General features: G+C 64.4%; 20 protein-coding genes. 16 read left to right on the top strand and 4 right to left on the bottom strand.

What is annotated here, in order from left to right:
* Positions 1-127: 127 nt before the first annotated feature.
* The 5 genes from ACIPV6_RS06355 to eda are packed head-to-tail and all read left to right on the top strand — an operon-like array spanning position 128 to position 5,780.
* Positions 128-1,510 (top strand): MFS transporter, encoded by a 1,383-nt coding sequence (locus tag ACIPV6_RS06355; RefSeq protein ID WP_400270058.1) that lies wholly within the window; start codon positions 128-130, stop codon positions 1,508-1,510.
* 23 nt (positions 1,511-1,533) lie between these two features.
* Positions 1,534-2,745, top strand: a complete 1,212-nt coding sequence (gene manD, locus ACIPV6_RS06360) for a D-mannonate dehydratase ManD (protein WP_400270059.1) — start codon at positions 1,534-1,536, stop codon at positions 2,743-2,745.
* 47 nt (positions 2,746-2,792) lie between these two features.
* Complete coding sequence (locus ACIPV6_RS06365) at positions 2,793-3,704, top strand: PfkB family carbohydrate kinase (RefSeq protein WP_400270159.1); 912 nt, start codon at positions 2,793-2,795, stop codon at positions 3,702-3,704.
* Positions 3,695-5,152: a mannitol dehydrogenase family protein gene (locus tag ACIPV6_RS06370; protein WP_400270060.1), complete on the top strand. Its 1,458-nt coding sequence runs from the start codon at positions 3,695-3,697 to the stop codon at positions 5,150-5,152. The genes ACIPV6_RS06365 and ACIPV6_RS06370 overlap by 10 nt, the downstream gene beginning before the upstream one ends.
* Positions 5,145-5,780, top strand: coding sequence for a bifunctional 4-hydroxy-2-oxoglutarate aldolase/2-dehydro-3-deoxy-phosphogluconate aldolase (eda, locus tag ACIPV6_RS06375; protein WP_400270061.1), 636 nt, complete (start codon positions 5,145-5,147; stop codon positions 5,778-5,780). The genes ACIPV6_RS06370 and eda overlap by 8 nt, the downstream gene beginning before the upstream one ends.
* A gap of 85 nt (positions 5,781-5,865) precedes the next feature.
* On the opposite strand, the gene ACIPV6_RS06380 is transcribed toward eda, so the two are convergent.
* Complete coding sequence (locus ACIPV6_RS06380; RefSeq protein WP_400270062.1) at positions 5,866-6,555, bottom strand: fasciclin domain-containing protein; 690 nt, start codon at positions 6,553-6,555, stop codon at positions 5,866-5,868.
* 218 nt (positions 6,556-6,773) lie between these two features.
* On the opposite strand from ACIPV6_RS06380, the gene ACIPV6_RS06385 reads away from it, so the two are divergent.
* Positions 6,774-7,595 carry an endonuclease/exonuclease/phosphatase family protein gene (locus tag ACIPV6_RS06385; RefSeq protein ID WP_400270063.1) on the top strand — a complete coding sequence of 274 codons (822 nt, stop codon included), beginning with the start codon at positions 6,774-6,776 and terminating at the stop codon, positions 7,593-7,595.
* 45 nt (positions 7,596-7,640) lie between these two features.
* Positions 7,641-8,213 (top strand): GNAT family N-acetyltransferase, encoded by a 573-nt coding sequence (locus tag ACIPV6_RS06390; RefSeq protein ID WP_400270064.1) that lies wholly within the window; start codon positions 7,641-7,643, stop codon positions 8,211-8,213.
* Between the two features lie 61 nt (positions 8,214-8,274).
* On the opposite strand, the gene ACIPV6_RS06395 is transcribed toward ACIPV6_RS06390, so the two are convergent.
* A complete protein-coding gene (locus ACIPV6_RS06395) occupies positions 8,275-9,027 on the bottom strand; it encodes an IclR family transcriptional regulator (RefSeq protein WP_400270160.1) in 753 nt (250 codons plus the stop codon).
* Positions 9,028-9,275: 248 nt separating this feature from the next.
* Between ACIPV6_RS06395 and ACIPV6_RS06400 the strand changes: the two genes are divergently transcribed.
* From ACIPV6_RS06400 to ACIPV6_RS06410, 3 genes are read left to right on the top strand one after another with little or no spacing between them, the layout of a single operon-like run.
* On the top strand, positions 9,276-9,992 hold the full coding sequence (locus ACIPV6_RS06400; RefSeq protein WP_400270065.1) for a CoA transferase subunit A: 717 nt from the start codon (positions 9,276-9,278) through the stop codon (positions 9,990-9,992).
* A 17-nt stretch (positions 9,993-10,009) separates the two neighbouring features.
* Positions 10,010-10,732, top strand: coding sequence for a CoA transferase subunit B (locus ACIPV6_RS06405; protein ID WP_400270066.1), 723 nt, complete (start codon positions 10,010-10,012; stop codon positions 10,730-10,732).
* Complete coding sequence (locus ACIPV6_RS06410; RefSeq protein ID WP_400270067.1) at positions 10,729-11,958, top strand: acetyl-CoA acetyltransferase; 1,230 nt, start codon at positions 10,729-10,731, stop codon at positions 11,956-11,958. Before ACIPV6_RS06405 ends, ACIPV6_RS06410 begins: the two co-directional genes overlap by 4 nt.
* A gap of 78 nt (positions 11,959-12,036) precedes the next feature.
* Here ACIPV6_RS06410 and ACIPV6_RS06415 read toward each other — a convergent pair whose 3' ends face one another.
* Together ACIPV6_RS06415 and ACIPV6_RS06420 are read right to left on the bottom strand one after the other, a co-directional pair.
* Complete coding sequence (locus ACIPV6_RS06415; protein WP_400270068.1) at positions 12,037-12,525, bottom strand: ankyrin repeat domain-containing protein; 489 nt, start codon at positions 12,523-12,525, stop codon at positions 12,037-12,039.
* A 318-nt stretch (positions 12,526-12,843) separates the two neighbouring features.
* Entirely contained in the window at positions 12,844-13,419 is a 576-nt protein-coding gene (locus ACIPV6_RS06420; RefSeq protein WP_400270069.1) for a heme-binding protein, read from the bottom strand.
* 186 nt (positions 13,420-13,605) lie between these two features.
* Between ACIPV6_RS06420 and ACIPV6_RS06425 the strand changes: the two genes are divergently transcribed.
* The 6 genes from ACIPV6_RS06425 to ACIPV6_RS06450 all read left to right on the top strand — a co-directional run bounded on the left by ACIPV6_RS06425 (position 13,606) and on the right by ACIPV6_RS06450 (position 19,087).
* Positions 13,606-14,784 carry a sensor histidine kinase gene (locus ACIPV6_RS06425; RefSeq protein WP_400270070.1) on the top strand — a complete coding sequence of 393 codons (1,179 nt, stop codon included), beginning with the start codon at positions 13,606-13,608 and terminating at the stop codon, positions 14,782-14,784.
* Positions 14,781-15,407: a response regulator gene (locus ACIPV6_RS06430; protein ID WP_400270071.1), complete on the top strand. Its 627-nt coding sequence runs from the start codon at positions 14,781-14,783 to the stop codon at positions 15,405-15,407. The genes ACIPV6_RS06425 and ACIPV6_RS06430 overlap by 4 nt, the downstream gene beginning before the upstream one ends.
* A 54-nt stretch (positions 15,408-15,461) precedes the next feature.
* Complete coding sequence (locus ACIPV6_RS06435; RefSeq protein ID WP_400270072.1) at positions 15,462-16,028, top strand: HdeD family acid-resistance protein; 567 nt, start codon at positions 15,462-15,464, stop codon at positions 16,026-16,028.
* Positions 16,029-16,109: 81 nt separating this feature from the next.
* Positions 16,110-16,916, top strand: a complete 807-nt coding sequence (locus tag ACIPV6_RS06440) for an exodeoxyribonuclease III (protein ID WP_400270073.1) — start codon at positions 16,110-16,112, stop codon at positions 16,914-16,916.
* A gap of 37 nt (positions 16,917-16,953) precedes the next feature.
* The gene (locus ACIPV6_RS06445; protein WP_400270074.1) at positions 16,954-17,853 is read left to right on the top strand and encodes a hypothetical protein; all 900 of its coding nucleotides are present in this window, start codon (positions 16,954-16,956) and stop codon (positions 17,851-17,853) included.
* 868 nt (positions 17,854-18,721) lie between these two features.
* Positions 18,722-19,087 (top strand): hypothetical protein, encoded by a 366-nt coding sequence (locus ACIPV6_RS06450; RefSeq protein ID WP_400270075.1) that lies wholly within the window; start codon positions 18,722-18,724, stop codon positions 19,085-19,087.
* Positions 19,088-19,094: the final 7 nt, after the last annotated feature.

Here is a 19,094-nt window from a genome sequence, read left to right on the forward strand (position 1 = left end):
ACTAGAATGGTAGTGCTTGTATGGTAGTTATTACCGCGGGTTCGGAAGCCTCTGATTCCTCCTTAAGCCCGCCACTCATTCCCCCATAAAAATCTCCCTGACTTCATCGCCTGCAAAGGAGCAAATGATGACCGAAAGCGTTGCGCCGCCGGTTCACGATGCCAAGCAGGCCCGCAAGACCGCGGGCGCCTCCTTCATCGGAACCATGGCCGAGTACTACGACTTCTTTATCTACGGAACAGCTTCGGCGCTGGTCTTCAACAAGATCTTCTTCCCGGACATCGACCCTCTGGTGGGCACCCTGGCCGCCTTCTCCACGTACGCGGTGGGCTTCTTCGCCCGCCCGCTCGGTGGGATCGTCTGGGGCCACATCGGCGACCGGATCGGGCGCAAGAAGGTACTCGTCTGGACCCTGCTCATTACGGGCCTCGGCACGTTCGCCATCGGCCTCATGCCCACCTACGAGACCATCGGACTCTGGGCTGCCGTCATCCTGGTCTTCGTGCGCCTGCTCCAGGGCTTCGGCGTGGGCGGCGAGCAGGGCGGCGCGGTGCTCCTCACCGCAGAAGCAGCACCCCAAAAGCGGCGCGGCTTCTATGCCAGCCTGGTCCAGATGGGATCCCCGGCCGCCTACCTGGTCCCGTCCGCGCTCTTCGCCTTCCTCACCACCCAACTCTCGGAGAAGGACTTCCTTGCTTGGGGCTGGCGCGTCCCGTTCCTCCTCAGCATCGTGGTAGTGGCCATCGGCCTCTACATCCGGCTTCGGGTGAATGAGTCGGCAACGTTCAAGGCCGCGAAGGAAAACGCCAAGCAACAGCAAGCACCCATGAAGCTCGTATTCAAACAGAGCCGCAAGGAAGTCTTCCTCGGCATGGGATCGAAATTCGTCGAAGCCGCAGTGTTCCCTTTCTACACCGTGTTCCTGGTGGCCTACTCGAAGAACCTTGGCAATGATTCTGCCTTCGTGCTGGAGGCCATCATCATCGCGATCGTCGTGGAACTCATCATGATTCCGGTGTGGGGTTGGATCACGGACAAGATTGGCCGCAAGAAGGTCTTCCTCGGCGCAGCCATCCTCAACCTGGTGCTGATCTGGCCGGCCTTCGGCGCAATCGCCAGCGGGGACACCCTGCCGATCGTGGCCATCCTCGTGGCCGGCCTGGCACTGGGACACGCAGGAACCTACGCACCGCAGGCCTCCTACTACCCCGAACTGTTCCCTGTACGCGGCCGTTACACCGGTGTCTCTATTGTCTGGCAGTTTGGGGCCATGATCGCCAGTGGACCGTTCACTGTCATTGCGACGGCGTTGCTGGTCGCCGGAGGCGGTTCGATCGGAGGCGTGGCCATCTACGTCTCGGCCTTGATCCTGGTCAGTGTCATCTGCTTGGCGTTCCTTCCCGAAACCGCCCCCAGCCAACGTGGCGGCAAGGAGTACGCCGAGTGGGCTGTCCCCCAGGAAACCACCGCAGGCAACACCATCAACCCGAGCACCAGCTCGCTCAAATAGCCACGACCTAAGAGGAACAACCAGTGAAAATCACCGATGCACGGGTAGTGGTGTCGTCCCCGGGACGGAACTACGTGACGCTCGTTATTGAAACAGAGGACGGAATCACCGGCATCGGTGACGCTACCCTCAACGGCCGGGAACTCGCCGTCGCGTCCTATCTCTCGGAGCACCTGTGCCCCCTGCTGATCGGACGCGACGCCCGCCGGATCGAGGATGCCTGGCAATACTTCTACAAGGGCGCCTACTGGCGCCGGGGCCCGGTGACCATGACAGCGATCGCCGCGATCGACGTCGCACTCTGGGATATCAAAGGCAAAGCCGCCGGCATGCCAGTCTACGAACTCCTGGGCGGTGCCGCCCGCGAGGGCGTCATGGTCTACGGCCACGCCAGCGGCACCACCCTGGAGGATCTCAGCGCCGACTTCCAGCACCACCTGGACCTGGGCTACAAGGCCATCCGTGCCCAGGCCGCCGTTCCTGGACTGGACAAGACCTACGGGATTGCGCCGGTGGACGGGAAACTCTACGAGCCCGCCAGCAGCCATGTGCCGCAGGAGGACACGTGGGAAACCTCTGTGTACCTGGACTTCGCACCGAAAATGATGGCCCACGTCCGCGATCAGTTCGGCTACGGAGTGCATGTCCTGCACGACGTCCACCACCGCCTCACGCCGATTGAGGCTGGCCGCCTGGGCTCGTCGCTGGAGCAGTACCGGCCGTTCTGGATCGAGGATCCCACTCCGGCAGAAGACCAGTCGGCATTCCGCCTGATCCGCCAACACACCACCACGCCCATTGCCGTGGGCGAGGTCTTCAACTCGATCTGGGATTGCCAGCAGCTGATCACCGAACGGCTGATCGACTACATCCGTACCTCCGTTTCACACGCTGGCGGCATCACCCACCTTCGCCGGATCTTCTCTCTCGCCGACCTCTACGGTGTCCGTTCGGGGTCCCACGGTGCGGGCGACCTGTCACCCGTTTCCTTCGCGGCAGCCTTGCACGTGGACCTGAGCATCCCCAACTTTGGGGTGCAGGAATACATGGGCCACCGCGATCCCGCCGGTGAAGTCTTCAAGACCTCCTACACCTTCAGCGACGGCTACATGCACCCCGGCGACGCTCCCGGCATCGGCGTCGAATTCAACGAAGAAGCGGCCGCCGCCTACCCCTTCGACGCCAAATACCTGCCCATCAACCGCCGCCTCGACGGTTCGATCCACGATTGGTGAATCCTGTGAACCAAGACCCGCAGCGCAAGCCGTTCGACGTCGTCGTGATGGGCGAGATCCTGGTGGAAGTCGCCACCGATGTTCCGTTCGGCCACGGCGTGCCGGCCCAACTCGGCAGCTCCGGTGACGCCCTGAACGTCGCTGCTGCGGCCGCAGCCGCCGGGGCACGCACGGGGCTGCTCGCCGTACTGCCCGACGACGATCTCGGCAAGGCGATCGCGGCCAGGATCGCGGAACTCGGCATTGCGACGGATCTCCTGAAGTTCCGTCCGGGCCAGCAGGGCGTGTACTTGGTGCACTCAGATCCGGTGGGCCAGCGTGAATTCTCCTACGCCCGATCCGGGAGCGTCGGATCCACGCTGGGCCCGCAGGACATCGACGAGTCCGTCTTCGCCTCCGCGGGTGCCGTGCTGGCCGGTGGAATTGCCTGCGCCATCTCCGAATCCTCACGGACCGCTGTGTTCAAGGCAGCATCCTTGGCCCAGCGCTTCATCTACGACCCCAACTTCCGGCCAAGGTTGACCACCGCATCCGCCGCCGCAGGAGCCCTGGCTGAGCTGGCACCGCAGGCCCACCTTGTGACGCCGTCGTTCCCCAGCGAAACCAGCGCGCTGCTTGGAGCGTCGTCCGCTGTGGACGCGGCCACCATGCTCCTCAGTTTGGGCGCCGCCAACGTGGCAGTCACGTGCGGTGCGGAAGGAGTCCAACTGGTAGGCCCCGGCCTGTCCGAATGGGTCCCCTCCGTCCCGGCCCCTGCCGTTGTGGACCAGACCGGGGCCGGCGATGCGTTCGTAGGTACCCTCACCGCCCGCCTTGTCCTGGGCGATTCCCTGCCGCAGGCCGCGCGCTACGGTGCTGCTGCGGCCTCACTGGTGGTTGGCGGCAAAGGCGGGACGGGCTTCATCCCAACATTCGAACAGACCACAGCACACTCCGAGGGGCAACCGGTATGCGCCTGAGCCTCGCTTCCCTGGGCGATAGGCCGCTTGGCCTCGACCGCTCGGCCCTCACGCCCGGCATCGTCCATCTGGGCCTCGGTGCCTTCGCCCGTGCGCATACCGCTGTCTTCACCGAGGAAGCCATGCGATCCACCGGCGAACTGGGGTGGGGAATCATCGGCGTAACGCAACGCTCGGACACTGTGGTGCAACAACTCGCACCCCAGGACGGGCTCTTCACTGTGGCCGAACGCGGCAGCGGCGCGGTCCCTGTTGGGGTGGTGTCAAGCGTCATCGAGGCCATTTCCGGGCGGGACAACCCCGCCGGAGTCGTTGAGCGCATCGCCTTGCCCTCGGTCTCGGTGATCACCCTGACCATTACGGAAAAGGGCTACCGGATACACCCCCAGACCGGCTCGCTGAACCTCGACGATGAACAGGTCCAGGCCGACCTCGCAGGACATCCACCACAAACCGCGATCGGCCAGATCGTGCGGGGCCTGCAGGAACGGTCCCGGCTGGGCTCGGGGCCGATCACCGTGGTTTCCTGCGACAACCTTCCCGGCAACGGCGAACTCACGCACAAGCTGGTGCACGCCTTCGCCACGGCACTTCCTGAAACCGAAGGCGCACCCCTCTTGGCGTGGATCGCCTCCAACGTCAGCTTCCCCAGCACCATGGTGGACCGCATGGTCCCCGCAACCACAGCAGGCGACCTTGACGCCGTCGAGCATGAAGTGGGCCTCCGCGACGAAGCCGCCGTAGTCGCCGAACCCTTCATGCAATGGGTCATCGAAGATAACTTCGCCGGTCCCCGCCCGCGGTGGGAAGACGCAGGCGCAGTCTTCAGCACCGACGTCCCCGGGTGGGAAGCCGCGAAGCTCCGCTTGCTGAACGCGAGCCATTCCCTGCTTGCCTACCTCGGCCTGGCCGTCGGCAAGGAAACCATTGCAGAGGCCGTGTCCGAGCCCGCTTTCCGCGCCGCATGCGAACGCATGATGTTCGACGACGTCCTGCCAACCCTCCACCTGCCGGACGGCCTGGACGGGGAAACATACTGCAAGCAGGTGCTGGGCCGCTTCGCGAATCCGGCACTGGGCCATACCACGGCGAAGGTGGGCAGCGACGGTTCACAGAAAATCGGGCTCCGGCTGCTCAGTACCGTCAGGGCAAACCTCGACGTCGGCCGCCCACCACGCTGGGCGGCGCTCGCCGTGGCAGCCTGGATGCGTCACGTCGCGATCACTCCCGCTGCGGCCCTGAATGATCCCCTGGCGGCAGAACTGCGTGCCGCGCTGCCGCAGGAGTTGTCCGCGCGGGCAGTGGTCAACACCTTGCTGGACGTGCGAAGCATTTTCGATGAAGCCTTGGCAACTGATGCCAGTTTCGCCGCACTGCTTGAACACTGGTACTCCGTCATCGACGAACACGGGCTCCCGGGCCTGGGAAACGAGATCCTCCATGGCTGACGCCGCCTCCGTCCTGACCGTCTCCCCCGTCGTTCCGGTGGTGACCATAGAAGACCCCTCACAGGCAGTTCCCCTGGCCCGCGCGTTGGTGGATGGTGGAATCCGCATCATTGAGCTGACCCTGCGGACCGGCACAGCACTGGATTCCCTTCGTCTGATCGCTGACGAGGTGCCGGACATCCTGGTGGGTGCAGGGACCATCCTCACCCCGGCTCAAGCCGACGCCGCGGTGTCCGCAGGCGCCCGCTTCCTGGTCAGTCCCGGCGTCACTCCCGGCTTGTTGCGCCACATGCTGACGCTGGACGTTCCGCTGCTTCCCGGCGTCGCGACGGTTGGCGAAGTCATGGCCGTCCTGGAGCACGGCTTGAAGGTCATGAAATTCTTCCCCGCGGGACCGGCAGGCGGACCTTCCTACCTGTCCGCGATCGGCGCACCCGTCCCCCAAGTCCAGTTCTGTCCCACCGGCGGTATCAGCCTGGAGTCCGCACCGGACTACCTGAAACTGCCCAACGTGGCGTGCGTCGGCGGCAGTTGGCTGACCCCGCGTTCCCTGGTTGAAGCCAGGGATTGGACAGCCATATCGGAACTGGCCCGCCAGGCGTCCGCCCTCCAAAGCCAGGGCCGCTGACCTCCTGAAGAACCCATACAACACAACAGCAGGCGCCGGATATCCGGCGCCTGCTGCGTTGTGTTAAGGCTGATGGACCAGAGGCCTACTTGGGCATCAGCACGGTGTCGATCAGGTAGACCGTGGCGTTGGCCGTGTGGACGCCGCCGCAGATCACGTTGGCACCGTCAACTGTCAGAGCATCCTTGGTGCCGGCAACGGTCACTTCGCCACCCTGCACCGTCTTGTGCGTTCCAACGATCTGGTCCGGGGTCAGCTGGCCGGGGACTACGTGGTAGGTGAGAATCTTGCTCAACGTGGCATCGTCCGTCTTGAGGGCCTCGATCGTGGCGGGGTCGATCTTCGCGAAGGCGTCGTCAACCGGAGCGAACACCGTGAATTCGCTGCCGTTCAGGGTGGAGACCAGGTCCACCTTCGGGTTCAGCTTGCCCGAGACAGCCGCGGTGAGGGTCTTGAGCAACGGGTTGTTGGAAGCGGCAACAGCTACGGGATCCTGCGCCATGCCGACAACAGAACCGGCGCCGTCCGGAACCTGCGCAGCGTAGCCGGCGCAACCCGGGCCAACCAGGTCACGGGCCGGGTCCATGGCTGCACTGGAGGCCATGGCTGAGCTGGAAGAAGCCGATGGCGACGGCGCCATGGACGAAGCCGACGGTGCGGCGGACGAAGACGCGGAAGAGCTGGAGCTACCTGAACCACCACAGGCCGTGAGTCCGAGAAGGGCGGCTGCAGTGAGGCCAACGAAGGCGAGGGCGGGGCGCTTTGTGGACAACATCTCATTCTCCTTGTTTGTGGAACCAGGGCGTTGGATCCATTGGGTGTGGGACACGGTCTGCCTGCGACGCTTTTGCCTCACCTGCAGTTTGTGTCTCACCAGCCATTCGGAGGGCGGGATCACATGGATGGGTGGGATTTCAAAAAACTTTTCCAACGCCTGGGGATCAAGTAGGCCCGTGAGTGACCCCCGCGTTGGAATGGTGACAGGATGGGCGGATGGCGTTGGACATCCCTCCGCACTTCTACGGCGAACTCATCACTTCATGTGTCCGTGTCGTCACGTGGAACGTGTGGGGACTTTATGGTCCATGGGAGCAGAGGGAATCCGCCATCGTCTCTGCCTTGAAGGAGGCCCAGCCGGACATCGTTGTCCTCGCGGAGTCCTGGCAGAGGGGCCAGGACAGCCAATGCCGACGCTTGGCAGGACCGCTCGGCTTGCCCCATCACTCGTTCACAGGAGTTGCTGCCCAGGAAGACCCAGCCGCGTTGTCCGGCGTCGGAATTCTTTCCCGGTGGCCCATCACGGCGAGCGCAAGCCGTACTTTCGGGGAGCTGCGCGCGCTCTCCGTGGTCATTCAGGGACCCCGCGGGGAGCTCTCCGCCCATGGCGTCGTGATGGACGCGTGGTGGCTGGATCAAAGCCAGGAACGTCAGGACGCCGTCCGGAAACTGTGCCTCCACCTCCAGGAAACTCAAGACGAGAGCACCCCGTTGATCCTCGCCGGTGACTTCAATGCCGATCCTGACAGCGATGAGATGCGTCTGCTGACCGGACGTACCGCACCACCGGCCAAGGGACTCTCTTTCTACGATGCGTGGGAAGTTGCCGGCTCCGGCGCGGGACACACGTGGTCCAACGCCAATGCGGCCGCCCGGCAGTTGTTGTGGCCTGACCGCCGGATCGACTACATCTTCTCCGCAACGCCCAGGCGCGGAGGAGCCGGTCATCCGGTAGCGGCGTCGCTTCTCGGCACCGGAACCGTGGCTGGCGTGCATCCCTCGGACCACTACGCCGTCCAGGCGGACCTCAGGTACTGACCCGCCGCTCTGGCGCGCCAAGGTGACCGATGTCAGGATGGGCGGATGGCTATCGAAGTCCGTCCCGCCACGGTGTTCGACGACGTCAAGACCATGGTGGGCCCCAAAAAACCCGATTCCAACGTGTGCTGGTGCCTTAGCTACCGCATCCCCTCCAAGCTCAACCAGAGCCTCCAGAAACAGGAACGCGGCAAATACGTCGAGGTGCTCGTCGCCGAGGATCCGCCTCCCGGCGTTTTGGCGTACGACGGCGACGAGGTAGTTGGGTGGGCGGCCGTCCACCCGCGCGCGGACACCAGTTTCGCAACGAACCGGAAGATCCCCCACGTGGATGATTCGGAGGTCTGGTCAGTGTGGTGCATCCGCGTGAAACCAGGACACCGCGGCAAAGGGATCTCACACCACCTCCTGCAGGGCGCCATCGACTTCGCCAAGGCGTACGGCGCACCGGTCCTCGAGGGCTACCCCGTGGACAACAGGGGCAGCAAAGTGGACCTCACCATGGCCTACGTGGGCACGCGGAGGCTCTTCGAGAAGGCCGGGTTCACGAAGGTCGCCGAGACCACGTCCGTCCTCAACGGCTTCCCGAGGGTCCTGATGCGCCTGGACCTCACCTGACGAACCCAGCTAGGGGACAGCAAACGTTCCACTGGGACGTCAGTGGAACGTTTGCTGTCCCTCAGTTGGGCGTGGACCCTTGCAAACGCGCTGTCATCCTGTGTGCTTCGGCCATGAGCAACTTGCCCAGGAAATCCTGCCGCTCCCCACGGAAACGCGGCTCGATCCCCGTCAAGGACAACGCCCACGCCGGTTGGCCCTGCCGGTCGAAGACCGCGGCACCCATCCCCCAGCTTCCTTCGAGGACCAGCCCGGGGTTCACCGAATAACCGGCCAGCCGGGTCCGTTCCAGGTTGTCCCGGACCACGTCCGCCGGATGCCCGACGGCGAATTCCCCGGCATGCGCGGCCCAGTCCTCCAACAGACTTCCCTGCTCTCCGGGATCCATGAAAGCCATGATCGCGGTTCCCGCCGAAGCCACGCCCAAGGGGAAACGAACGCCCTCATGCAGCACGAAGGACCGAACCGGGAACGAACCCTCCTCCCGCAGCACACACACGGTTTCGTTGCCGCGGCGAATGGAAAAGAACGCGCTCTCGCCGGTTTCCGCGGCCAGTCGACGCAGGGACGGCCGGGCAAGTTCCTCCATGGGGAAACGGGCCGCGGCAACGGAACCCAGCAGGAACACCTCCGGCCCCAGGACCCACTTTCCCGTGGCTTCCTCGTGTTCCACCAGGCCCTCCGCCGCCAGGGACGTGAGCAGTCGATAGGCCGTGGGCCGCGTCAGTCCGGACTCGCGAACAACCCCAGCGAGGGACATCCCGGCCGGCTTGCGCCCCACCAAACGAAGCAGCGCCGCTACACGGCCCACCACTTGGGCGCCCTGGACCGGGTTCGACGACGGCAGCGTTTTTGAAGGCGCCACCGCTTTTGCAGGCCCAGATTTCTGGTCGGCCACAATCACTCCCAAAGATTCATCCACAATATGGACACCTCCCACTATATCGTCCACAGCATGAGCCAATGAGCCCGGCTGGCCTTGCCCAGTAGAGGCACCACTCCTAGGCTCAGAAGCCAGGAACAACCAGTCCACAAAGTGGATACTCAATGAGGAGCCGCCCTATGTCGAAGCTGCACCCCACAGCCAGCCAAGCACTACAGGACCTGCTGGCAGATGGCCAGACGATCGCCGTCGGGGGCTTTGGCCTTAGCGGCATCCCCGCCGACCTGATCGATGCCGTCCGTGAGTCGGGCGCCAAGGACCTCACCATCGTGTCGAACAACATGGGCATCGACGGCAAGGGCTTGGGTGTCCTGATCGAGGCCGGGCAGGTCCGGAAGGTTATTGCGTCGTATGTGGGCGAGAACAAACTGTTCGCCGAGCAGTATCTTGCGGGCAAGCTCGAGGTCGAGTTCACCCCGCAGGGCACGCTTGCCGAGCGGCTGCGCGCCGGGGGCGCGGGCATTCCCGCGTTCTACACGCGGACCGGTGTGGGCACCTTGGTGGCAGAGGGCAAGCCCCATGAGGAGTTCGACGGCGTCACGTACGTCCGCGAGCGGGCCATCACCGCGGATATCGCCTTGGTCCACGCCCACACGGCGGATACCGACGGCAACCTCGTGTACCGCTACACCGCGCGGAACTTCAACCCCGTCGTCGCGACTGCCGGCAAGGTGACCATCGCCGAGGCCGAGGTCATCGTGCAGCCGGGCGAGCTGGATCCCAACCACATTGTCACCCCGGGCGTCTACGTCCAACGGCTCGTCCAGGCCAGCGACCGGGTCAAGGACATCGAACAACGCACGGTCCGGCAACGTCCCGAACCCGTCCCGGCCTAAGCAAAGGAGCACACACCATGGCATGGACACGTGACCAAATGGCCGCCATCGCGGCTGAAGAACTCAACGACGGCGACTACGTCAACCTCGGCATCGGCATCCCCACGCTGGTAGCCAACAACCTGCCCGACGGCGTGCGGGTAGTCCTGCAGAGCGAGAACGGGCTCCTCGGAATGGGCCCGTTCCCGTACGAGGGCGAGGAAGACGCCGACCTCATCAACGCAGGCAAGCAAACCGTCACCATCAATCCCGGCGGCAGCATCTTCGATTCCGCTACGTCCTTCGGCATGATCCGCGGCGGCCACGTGAAAGTCGCCATCCTCGGTGCCATGCAGGTATCCGGCAGCGGCGACCTCGCCAACTGGACCATTCCGGGCAAGATGGTCAAGGGCATGGGCGGAGCCATGGACTTGGTTGCCGGCACCCCGCGCGTGGTGGTCCTGACGGAGCACAACGCCAAGGACGGGTCCGCCAAGATCGTCACCGAATGCACCCTGCCTCTCACCGGGCTCAAGTGCGTGGACCGGATCATCACGGATCTCGCGGTTTTCGACATCGTGCCCGACTCGGAAACCGGCGAAACGCACGACGCCGGCACGCGCCTTCTGCTGACCCGGCTCGCCCCGGGTGTCACGGTCGAAGAGCTGCGCAGCAAAACCGACGCGGAATTCACCGACGCTCTTGAAGCCGGCTCACCGGAGCCCACTGTTGAAGAGACCCTCGAAGGAGCGAACGCATGAGCCTCAAGGACCAGTTCGGCAAGGACATCCTGCTCACAGGCTGGGGTCACAGCAAGTTCGGCAAGCTCAGCGACGACACCCTGGAAACCCTGATCGTCCAGGTCGCCGGCGAAGCCATCCGGAACTCCGGCCTGGACCCCAAGGACATCGACGAGATCTACCTGGGCCAGTTCAACTCCGGCATGCAGCCCCTTGGCTTCACGTCGTCCCTCGCGCTCCAGCTGTCCGAGGACCTCGGCAACGTGCCGGCCACCCGCACGGAGAACGCCTGTGCCTCCGGTTCGGCAGCCTTTCAACAGGGCGTCAAGGCTGTCCTGGCCGGAACCGCCCGCAACGTCCTGGTGATCGGTGCCGAGAAGATGACCGACGCTGGTGCGGACGTTGTGGGGGCGGCCCTCCTTGGCGCTTCGTACGAGATGGCCGGTAAGCCCTCCACAACTGGTTTCACGGGCCTCTTCGCGGAGGTCGCCAAGCACTATGACAAACGCTACGGCTCGGGTACAAGCGGCGCAGGTATAAGCAGCACCGGCTTCGAAGCCGGCCTGGGCGATGTGCTCGGCTCCATTTCCGCGAAGAACCACCGCAACGGCATGGACAACCCCTATGCCCAGATGCACCGGGATTTCGGCGAAGAGTTCTGCAGGACCATCTCGGACAAGAACCCCATGGTGGCTGATCCCTTGCGCCGCACTGACTGTTCGCCGGTCTCGGACGGTGCTGCCGCCGTCGTACTTTCCACCAGGGCGACCAACGGCGCAACCGCAGCCGTGCGCCTGGCCGGGTTCGGTCACGCCAACGATTTCTTCCCCGCGGAGAAGCGCGATCCCACCGAATTCGCCGCTACGCGTGCCTCGTGGGAGCGGGCGTTCGGCATGGCCGGTGTTGGCGTCAACGATCTCGACTTCGCCGAGGTCCACGATTGTTTCACCATCGCCGAGCTCATCATGTACGAGGCCATGGGCCTGACCTCCCGCGGCGAGGGCTCCCGGGCCATCAAGGAAGGCTGGGTCTACAAAGATGGGAAGCTGCCCGTCAACGTGTCCGGCGGTCTGAAGGCCAAGGGCCACCCCGTCGGCGCGACAGGTGTGTCGCAGCACGTCATCGCTGCAATGCAACTGACCGGCACCGCCGGCGACATGCAACTCCCCAACGCCCGCCGCGGCGCAGTCCAGAACATGGGCGGCGTGGGCATCGCGAACTACGTAAGCATCCTCGAATCCCTCTAGCACCCAACTGGGGGACAGCAAACGTTCCACTGAGCACTCAGTGGAGCAAGTGCTGTCCCCTACTTGGGTCCGGCGGGGTCAGCGGTTCCGGATCAGCGCCGCGATCTCCGTGAATCCGAGCCGCTCCGCGTTCTGCAGGGCGGTCCGGCCTTGGGGGTCGCGGATGTCCGGGGCAGCTCCGGCGGCCAACAACTGCCGGACCACGTCCTGCTGCTTGGGTCCGCCATTGTTGAGCAGGATCGCTTCCTGCATGGCCGTCCAGCCCAGGTTGTTGACGTGGTCCACCGGCACTCCGGCGGCGATCAGGATCCGCACGGTATCTGTGTGTCCGTGCTCGCTCGCGGGGATCAGCGCCGTGCCGCCGTACCGGTTGATGCTGCGGACATCGGCCCCGGCCTGCAAAGTAAGCCGCAGGACCTCATTGAACCCCTCGGCTCCGGCGTACAGGAATGCGGAGTCCTGGATCTCGTCCTTCGCGTTGACGTTCCCGCCGGCAGCGATCAGCTCGCGGACCCGGACGGGATCGTTGGCTTTCGCGGCGAGGATCAGGAGCCGGTCGGTTTCCAATTGGGCCTCCTTTGACAGTTTGGGCGGCACGGACGACGCCGGACCGGGCCCCGCGCTCGCCGCTGCGGCTGAGCTGGGGGCTGCTTGAGTGCTGGCCGGGCTGGAAGGCGAGGGAACCGCCGTCGTGCCTGCCGGAGCGACCGACGGTGAACCGGCCGGGCCCGCAGGAGAACCCGCGGCGCAGCCGGCCACAAGTCCGGCGGCCAGCAGCAGCCCCGCCCCCACCACCGGAGTTTTTGTACACGAAACACCCCTAAAACGCGTCCAGGAGCGCAGCATCCGTTCAAAAATTCCGGAGGGGGACTTCATCTTCAAAGGCTACTTCGCCGCTGCGGCCAGTGCCTCGGCTCCGGCGGTAGCGCAGGCTTCGTCGAGGGCACCGTCAGGAGCTCCGCCGACGCCGATGCCGGCCACGGAAACGCCGTTGACCTTGACGGGCACACCACCGGCGAGGAAAAGGGTGCCGGGGAGGTCGGCGATGGACGGACCGTTGCCGTTGACACGCTTGGCCAACTCGCTGGTGGGAGCACCAAATGCGGCTGCGGTGTAGGCCTTCTGCTTGGCGGCCTCAATGGTGTGCTCAGCGGCGTTGTCACCGCGGAGGAGGGCCTGGACGGTGCCGAAACGGTCCACCAAGGCAACAGTCACGAACGGCAGTTTGTCCGCCTGGCATTTGGCGAGTGCAGCAGTAACCGCCTTGCCGGAGGCACCAACGGTGATGCGGTTCTGGGCAACCACGTTCTCCGCAGCGGGTGTGACCTCGGCGGGAGCCTTGGCGGCCGCTGCGGCCGGGGCGGCTTCAGGGGCAACAGCGTTGGCCACAGCCGTGATCCCGCCCGTGAGCAGCAGTGCTCCGGCAGCGGCGGCGGCAATCATCTTGTTGGACTTCTTCATGGTTTCTCCTTGGCACGTTCTTGGGTACATCTCCATGCTTCCGGCCAACACCCCGCGCCCACATCGGCCAGCCGCCGATCCCGGCCTCATCCTTTCCGTCGGCGGTATCAGCCAAAAGGTGGAGAGACCTGCAACGGCGCGGGACCTAGCATGGAAAGAGCGCCCTCAACCGAACGGGAACCACCCATGACACCTGCCCCCAAGCCGCCGGCCGACGGCCCCCTGGATGGCCGCATCGACGTGGTGGTCCACCTTGGATTCGCGGTGCTCATGGTCGCCTCGGGGGTCCGGTACGTCATGCGCCACGCACCCGCGGACAACCTCTGGACGGTCGCGCTGGCTGCGGCCGTGTGCGCCCTCTACGCCGCGACGGCCGTCCTGGCCCGGCGGAACCGTGGCCCGTGGCTTCCGTGGATGGTCGCCTTGCTCGCCGCCTGGGCAGCCCTGGTCATCGTGGCGCCGAGTTTCGCGTGGTGCTCGTTCGCCATCTTCTTCCTCTGCCGCAGCGTCTTCCGCGGCTGGCCCGCGTACGTTGCCGGCGGCGCAACTGCGGCGGCCACCGCCGTCGGGCTGTTCCGCCTGAGCGACTGGACCGATGTTGCCATGGTGCTGGGTCCGCTGGCCGCGGGCGTGCTGCTGACATTGATCTACGACAAGATCGAGCGTGACGCCGCCGTGCAACGGAAGTTGTTGGCGGAGGTTTCCATGGCCCAGGACCAGCTCGCCGCGAGTGAGCGTGCGGCCGGAATCGCGGCCGAGCGCGAGCGCGTTTCCCGGGAGATCCATGACACCGTGACGCAGGGCCTGGCCAGCAGCCTGCTCTTGCTGGAGGCCACCCAGCGTTCGTGGCCGGAACCGTCAGCCCGTGACGACCTACTCAAGGCCACCGGACTCCTCCGCCGGAACCTGGCCGATACCCGCAGCCTGGTCCACGAACTTTCCGCGCCGGGCCTTGAGTCCGGCCCCCTCGAAGAAGCCTTGGAACACGCAGCCCGGCAATACGTCGCGGGCATCACCGTCCACGTCACCGGTGATCCCAGGACCGTCCCGGCGGAAGTGCGGCACACCCTGCTCCGGGTCACCCAAAGCGCGGCGGCCAACATCGGCCTGCACGCCGACGCCCGGCACGCGAGCTTGACGCTGGGCTACTTGCCGGATGCGGTCACTTTGGACGTGTACGACGACGGCCGCGGCTTTGATCCGGGAGCGGTACCACCGCCGTCGGAAGCCGGAGGGTACGGGCTGCGGGCCATGCGGCAGCGGGTGGAACAGTTGGGCGGACAATTGTCCGTAGAAAGCACACCCGGCGAAGGCACCATCATCGCGGCGCAGTTGCCCCTACGTTCTCCGGAGGAGACCCCGTGACCACAATCTCCGTGCTTCTGGTGGATGACCACACCGTGGTCCGGAGCGGACTGAAGGCGCTGCTTGGCACCCAGGCGGACATCGCCGTCGTCGCCGAGGCAGCCTCCGGTGAGGAAGCCCTGCAGGCTGCCCAAGAACATTACCCTACCGTGATCCTGATGGACCTGGCCATGGGCGCCGGCATGGACGGGATCGAGGCTATCAAGCAGGTGCGGCAGAGCAATCCGCGGCAGGCGATCATCGTTTTCACCACCTACGATTCGGACGCGGACATTGTCCGGGCCGTCGATGCCGGCGCCATGGGCTACCTTCTCAAGGACGCGGCACCCGAGGAAATCTTCGCCGCCGTCCGCGGGGCCGTGCAGGGCAAGAGCGTCATGAGTGCACCGGTGGCTTCCAGACTGTTCCAGCAACTGCGCAATCCGGACGACATCCTCACCCCGCGCGAAGCGGAATTGCTCAGCCTCCTCACCCAGGGCCTCAGCAACCGCGACCTGGGCAAACGGCTGTTCATCTCCGAAGCGACCGTCAAAACGCACCTTGCCCACATCTATGCCAAGCTCGGCGTTGAAACCCGCGCCGCCGCCATCGCCACGGCGATCCGGCGCGAAGGGATGCGCTGAGTTTCCCGGGCCGAAGCTATATCTCCAACAGGGTCATTGGATTAAACTGACGCTATGTCCGACGCCTCAGGACGCAAGATGTTCAAGCATTCCGGAACGGCACTCCTGTTCCGTGGGATCCTGGCTGTGCTGTTCGGCTTCGCCATTGCCGCACTCCCCGTGTCCACGGTTTTCGCCCTGGTGTTCGTGTTCGGAGTCTTCGCGATCGTTGACGGCCTCACCAACATTGCCCACTATTTCTACGATCCCTCCCGCCATTCCCGGTGGTCCCTGATCGGCGGCTTCATTTCCATCGCCGCGGGCCTTGTGGCTGTTGCCTGGCCCGGCATGACGGCGGCTGCCCTGGCAGTGTTGATTGGATTGTGGGCGCTGATCCTCGGCGTCTCCGAAATCATCCTGGCCTTCGCAGCCCGGAGCACCATGAGCGGCTGGCCTGTCTGGCTGCTCACCGGGGTGGTGACGGCCCTCTTTGGGTTGCTGGTGATCCTCAACCCGGGCCTCGGATTCCTTGCCATGGCGGGCTTCCTCGCCGCGTTTGCCGTGATCGCCGGGCTCCTCCTGATCGTGTGCGGCATCAGGCTCCGCCGGGGCGCACGAAGCCCCTTGGTCTACGCCAACTGACGCGGGTCGCACAGCGTCCGCACCGGCAGCAATCCTTTCGGAGGGGATGCGCCCAGCCCCAAGTTCGGTAAGTTAGTGGCTGTGAAGATAGCTACCTGGAACGTGAACTCCCTCCGTGCCCGCGCCGACCGCGTGGAAGCCTGGCTTGAGCGCAGCGACTGCGATGTCCTGGCCATCCAGGAGACCAAATGCAAGGACGACAACTTCCCATGGGAGCTGTTCGAGCGCATGGGCTACGAGGTGGCCCACTTCGGCGTCAACCAGTGGAACGGCGTAGCCATCGCCTCCCGGGTGGGCTTGGAAGACGTGGAGCGGACCTTCATCGACCAACCGGCCTTCGGCAAAGCGGGCAAGAACCCCGCCCAGGAAGCCCGCGCCATCGCGGCAACATGCGGCGGGATCCGCGTCTGGAGCCTCTACGTGCCCAACGGCCGCTCGCTCGACGACGAGCACATGCCGTACAAGATCAAGTGGCTTGAAGTTCTCCAGGGTCAGGCAGCCGAGTGGGTTAAGGCCGATCCCAACGCCCAGATCGCCCTGATGGGTGACTGGAACATCGCACCGTTCGACGACGATGTGTGGGATATCCAGCTCTTCCGCGACAACAACTTCACCCACGTCAGCGAACCGGAGCGCGCCGCGTTCCACGCGTTCGAAACCGCAGGCTTTACCGACGTCGTCCGCCCTTACACCCCGGGGCCCGGCGTTTACACGTACTGGGACTACACGCAGCTGCGCTTCCCCAAGAAGGAAGGCATGCGCATCGACTTCTGCCTCGCCTCGGCACCATTGGCCGCGCGGGTTACGGGCGCGTCGATCGACCGCGAGGAACGCAAGGGCAAGGGTGCCTCGGACCATGCTCCCGTGATTGTGGAACTCGCCGACTAACCACCCAACAACCCGGAGTGAAAGGGGCTGGCTGGACATGAGTGGAAACCTGTACAGGGGCCAGGCCGGCCTGCCCTTTTCATCGTCCCTGCGGATCTACGAGCCGCTCGAGGCGTTTCCCGCGGAACAGCAGCGCCAGTTGGTGGCGGACAGCGGCAGGATCGGTTCCCGGGCCGCCGTCGAGAATGCGGAGCTGCAGGCCTCGCTCGGACGCATCACGCGCACCGGCGGCGACCCGTTTCCGACCGGACGAACTGACCTGGTGCGCATGACGCGCGTCCCCAACGGGCGGCACGCCGCACCGGATGACTCCGGCGAAGAGACGCCAGCGGACGACGCCGGTCGCCTGCTTTACTGCCCCAGCCAACTGGTGATTCGGGCCGGCTTGGCGGCAAACGCCCTCATGGACGGGGTGCACAGCCCGCTCGCCGATCTGCTGATTCCGGTCTCGCAACGCGACAGGCACCAGGTCCGGATTGACCGCATCAACGCCGGGGACGACGCCAAGCGCGTCCACACCCGTGCCTCGACGTGGGGCATCCCCTTCAGCTGGTTCTCGCTCTTCGCTGAGTCGGACCGCAAGGATGTGGTGGAATCGGACGGGCACATTGTCACCGTCCGGGTGTGGACTCCACTCACCGAAGCCCTGGAACGGGCACGCTTCGCCGTGGCCCACCTTGCCCTCGCAGCACCCGATCTGGACATGCTGGACGATCTCACCCAGCTCACCGAATGGCTGGAACTGTTCCACGTCCAGTCCATGGTGGAGCTGGATTACGGGGCCGTGGCGGACAAGGTCTACCCGGACGAGTCCCCCATGGACGTGCGCCTGGGCATTGAGTGCCTGGCCGAAGGGGACATGACGGGGGCCGCTGCGGCATACAGGCGCCTGGCGTCGCGGTGGATCCCGATCCGGCAACTGGCCCGGGCCTCCTGAATTGAGTGTCCTCAACACCTAGACGGCTTCTCAAAACACCTAATTTTTAGGTTTTTGACAAATTTGGAGTTCCTGATCCGCATGTTTCTGTGGGAGACCAACACCTAGAGATTTATTTTTGACACCTAGACGCCGATTCCTGAGGCAGACTTCCGATTGAAATTCGAATTTTGATTGGAGGAGCTTCTTGTTGAATTCCTATGCACAGACTGCACGGCTCGTTGTCAACCGTCTTTCGAGGCAAATCGCGGTCGTTGTCACCCTAGTCTCCCTCGTGGTAGGTCTCATTGGCCCCGCGACAGCGGCTACAGCAAACCCGAATGATTCGTCCAAGTCTTTGTTAGAGCAACCCAGTCCCGAGCAGCGCTTGGTGGCAATGAAGAATTTGGAACAAGCAAAAAGTTCGGACCCGGTTGGATTTGAGCGGAGAATGCAGATGCTCGATAGAGCACCGGAGCTGACTCGATACTTGTCAAGCACGCCAGGCTTCGACCTGAATCTCCAGAAGGAATTTGCCGCGGCATCCATGCCTACCTCCGCCCTTGCCGGCCTCATCGAGATCACTAATTCGGGTGAACTGAAATTGGAATCTGCAGGGCCCTTCCATGGCGCGTCATCCCTCAGACTGACGCATGGGAGTCCGATGATCAAGGTTCAGGGCGGCGGGCTCCACACCTCTTCTGTCCGACCGTTGGACCTCAGTCTTCCCAGGTGCGGGTCAGCATGGGCCGCGTTCTGGGCGTGGTTCTCCAGTTCCACCCTGATCTGTGAAGCCTTAGGATTTTTTGGACCATGGACCGCCTTCAGTTGCTACTTGGTTATGGGCGTGGGCGGTTCACTCATAGATTTCAACAGGGGGTGTTAGGCAATGGAACGGGCGAAGCAAAGCGTTGAACGACGCTACTGGCTTGTTCTCAGCCTTGTTTACGGTGTGTCCTTGGAAATTATTGGTTTCGCGCAGGGAATTTGGCCGGTGATCTTCCCCTTGGCGGCAGTGGTGTTCATCGTGGTCCACGCATTTGCCAATGGTCAAGTGCTCAGCGGGAATCAGCGGTTTTCCACCGCGACGCCGGGAGTCGGACTGCTTGCCATGGTCGGGGGCGCCGTCGCTGTCATCCTGCGGGACACCGAAATCGCATTTTGGGCGATACCGTTGCTCGGCGTCGCGGGATTCGCAATGATGATGTGGTTTCTGAACAGGTACGGAAAGTATCACCACAGAGAGAAAGTCTGACGTCGCC

It is taken from the genome of Paenarthrobacter sp. NPDC089988 (genome assembly GCF_044748465.1).
In the GTDB taxonomy this organism is placed as follows: Bacteria; Actinomycetota; Actinomycetes; order Actinomycetales; family Micrococcaceae; genus Arthrobacter.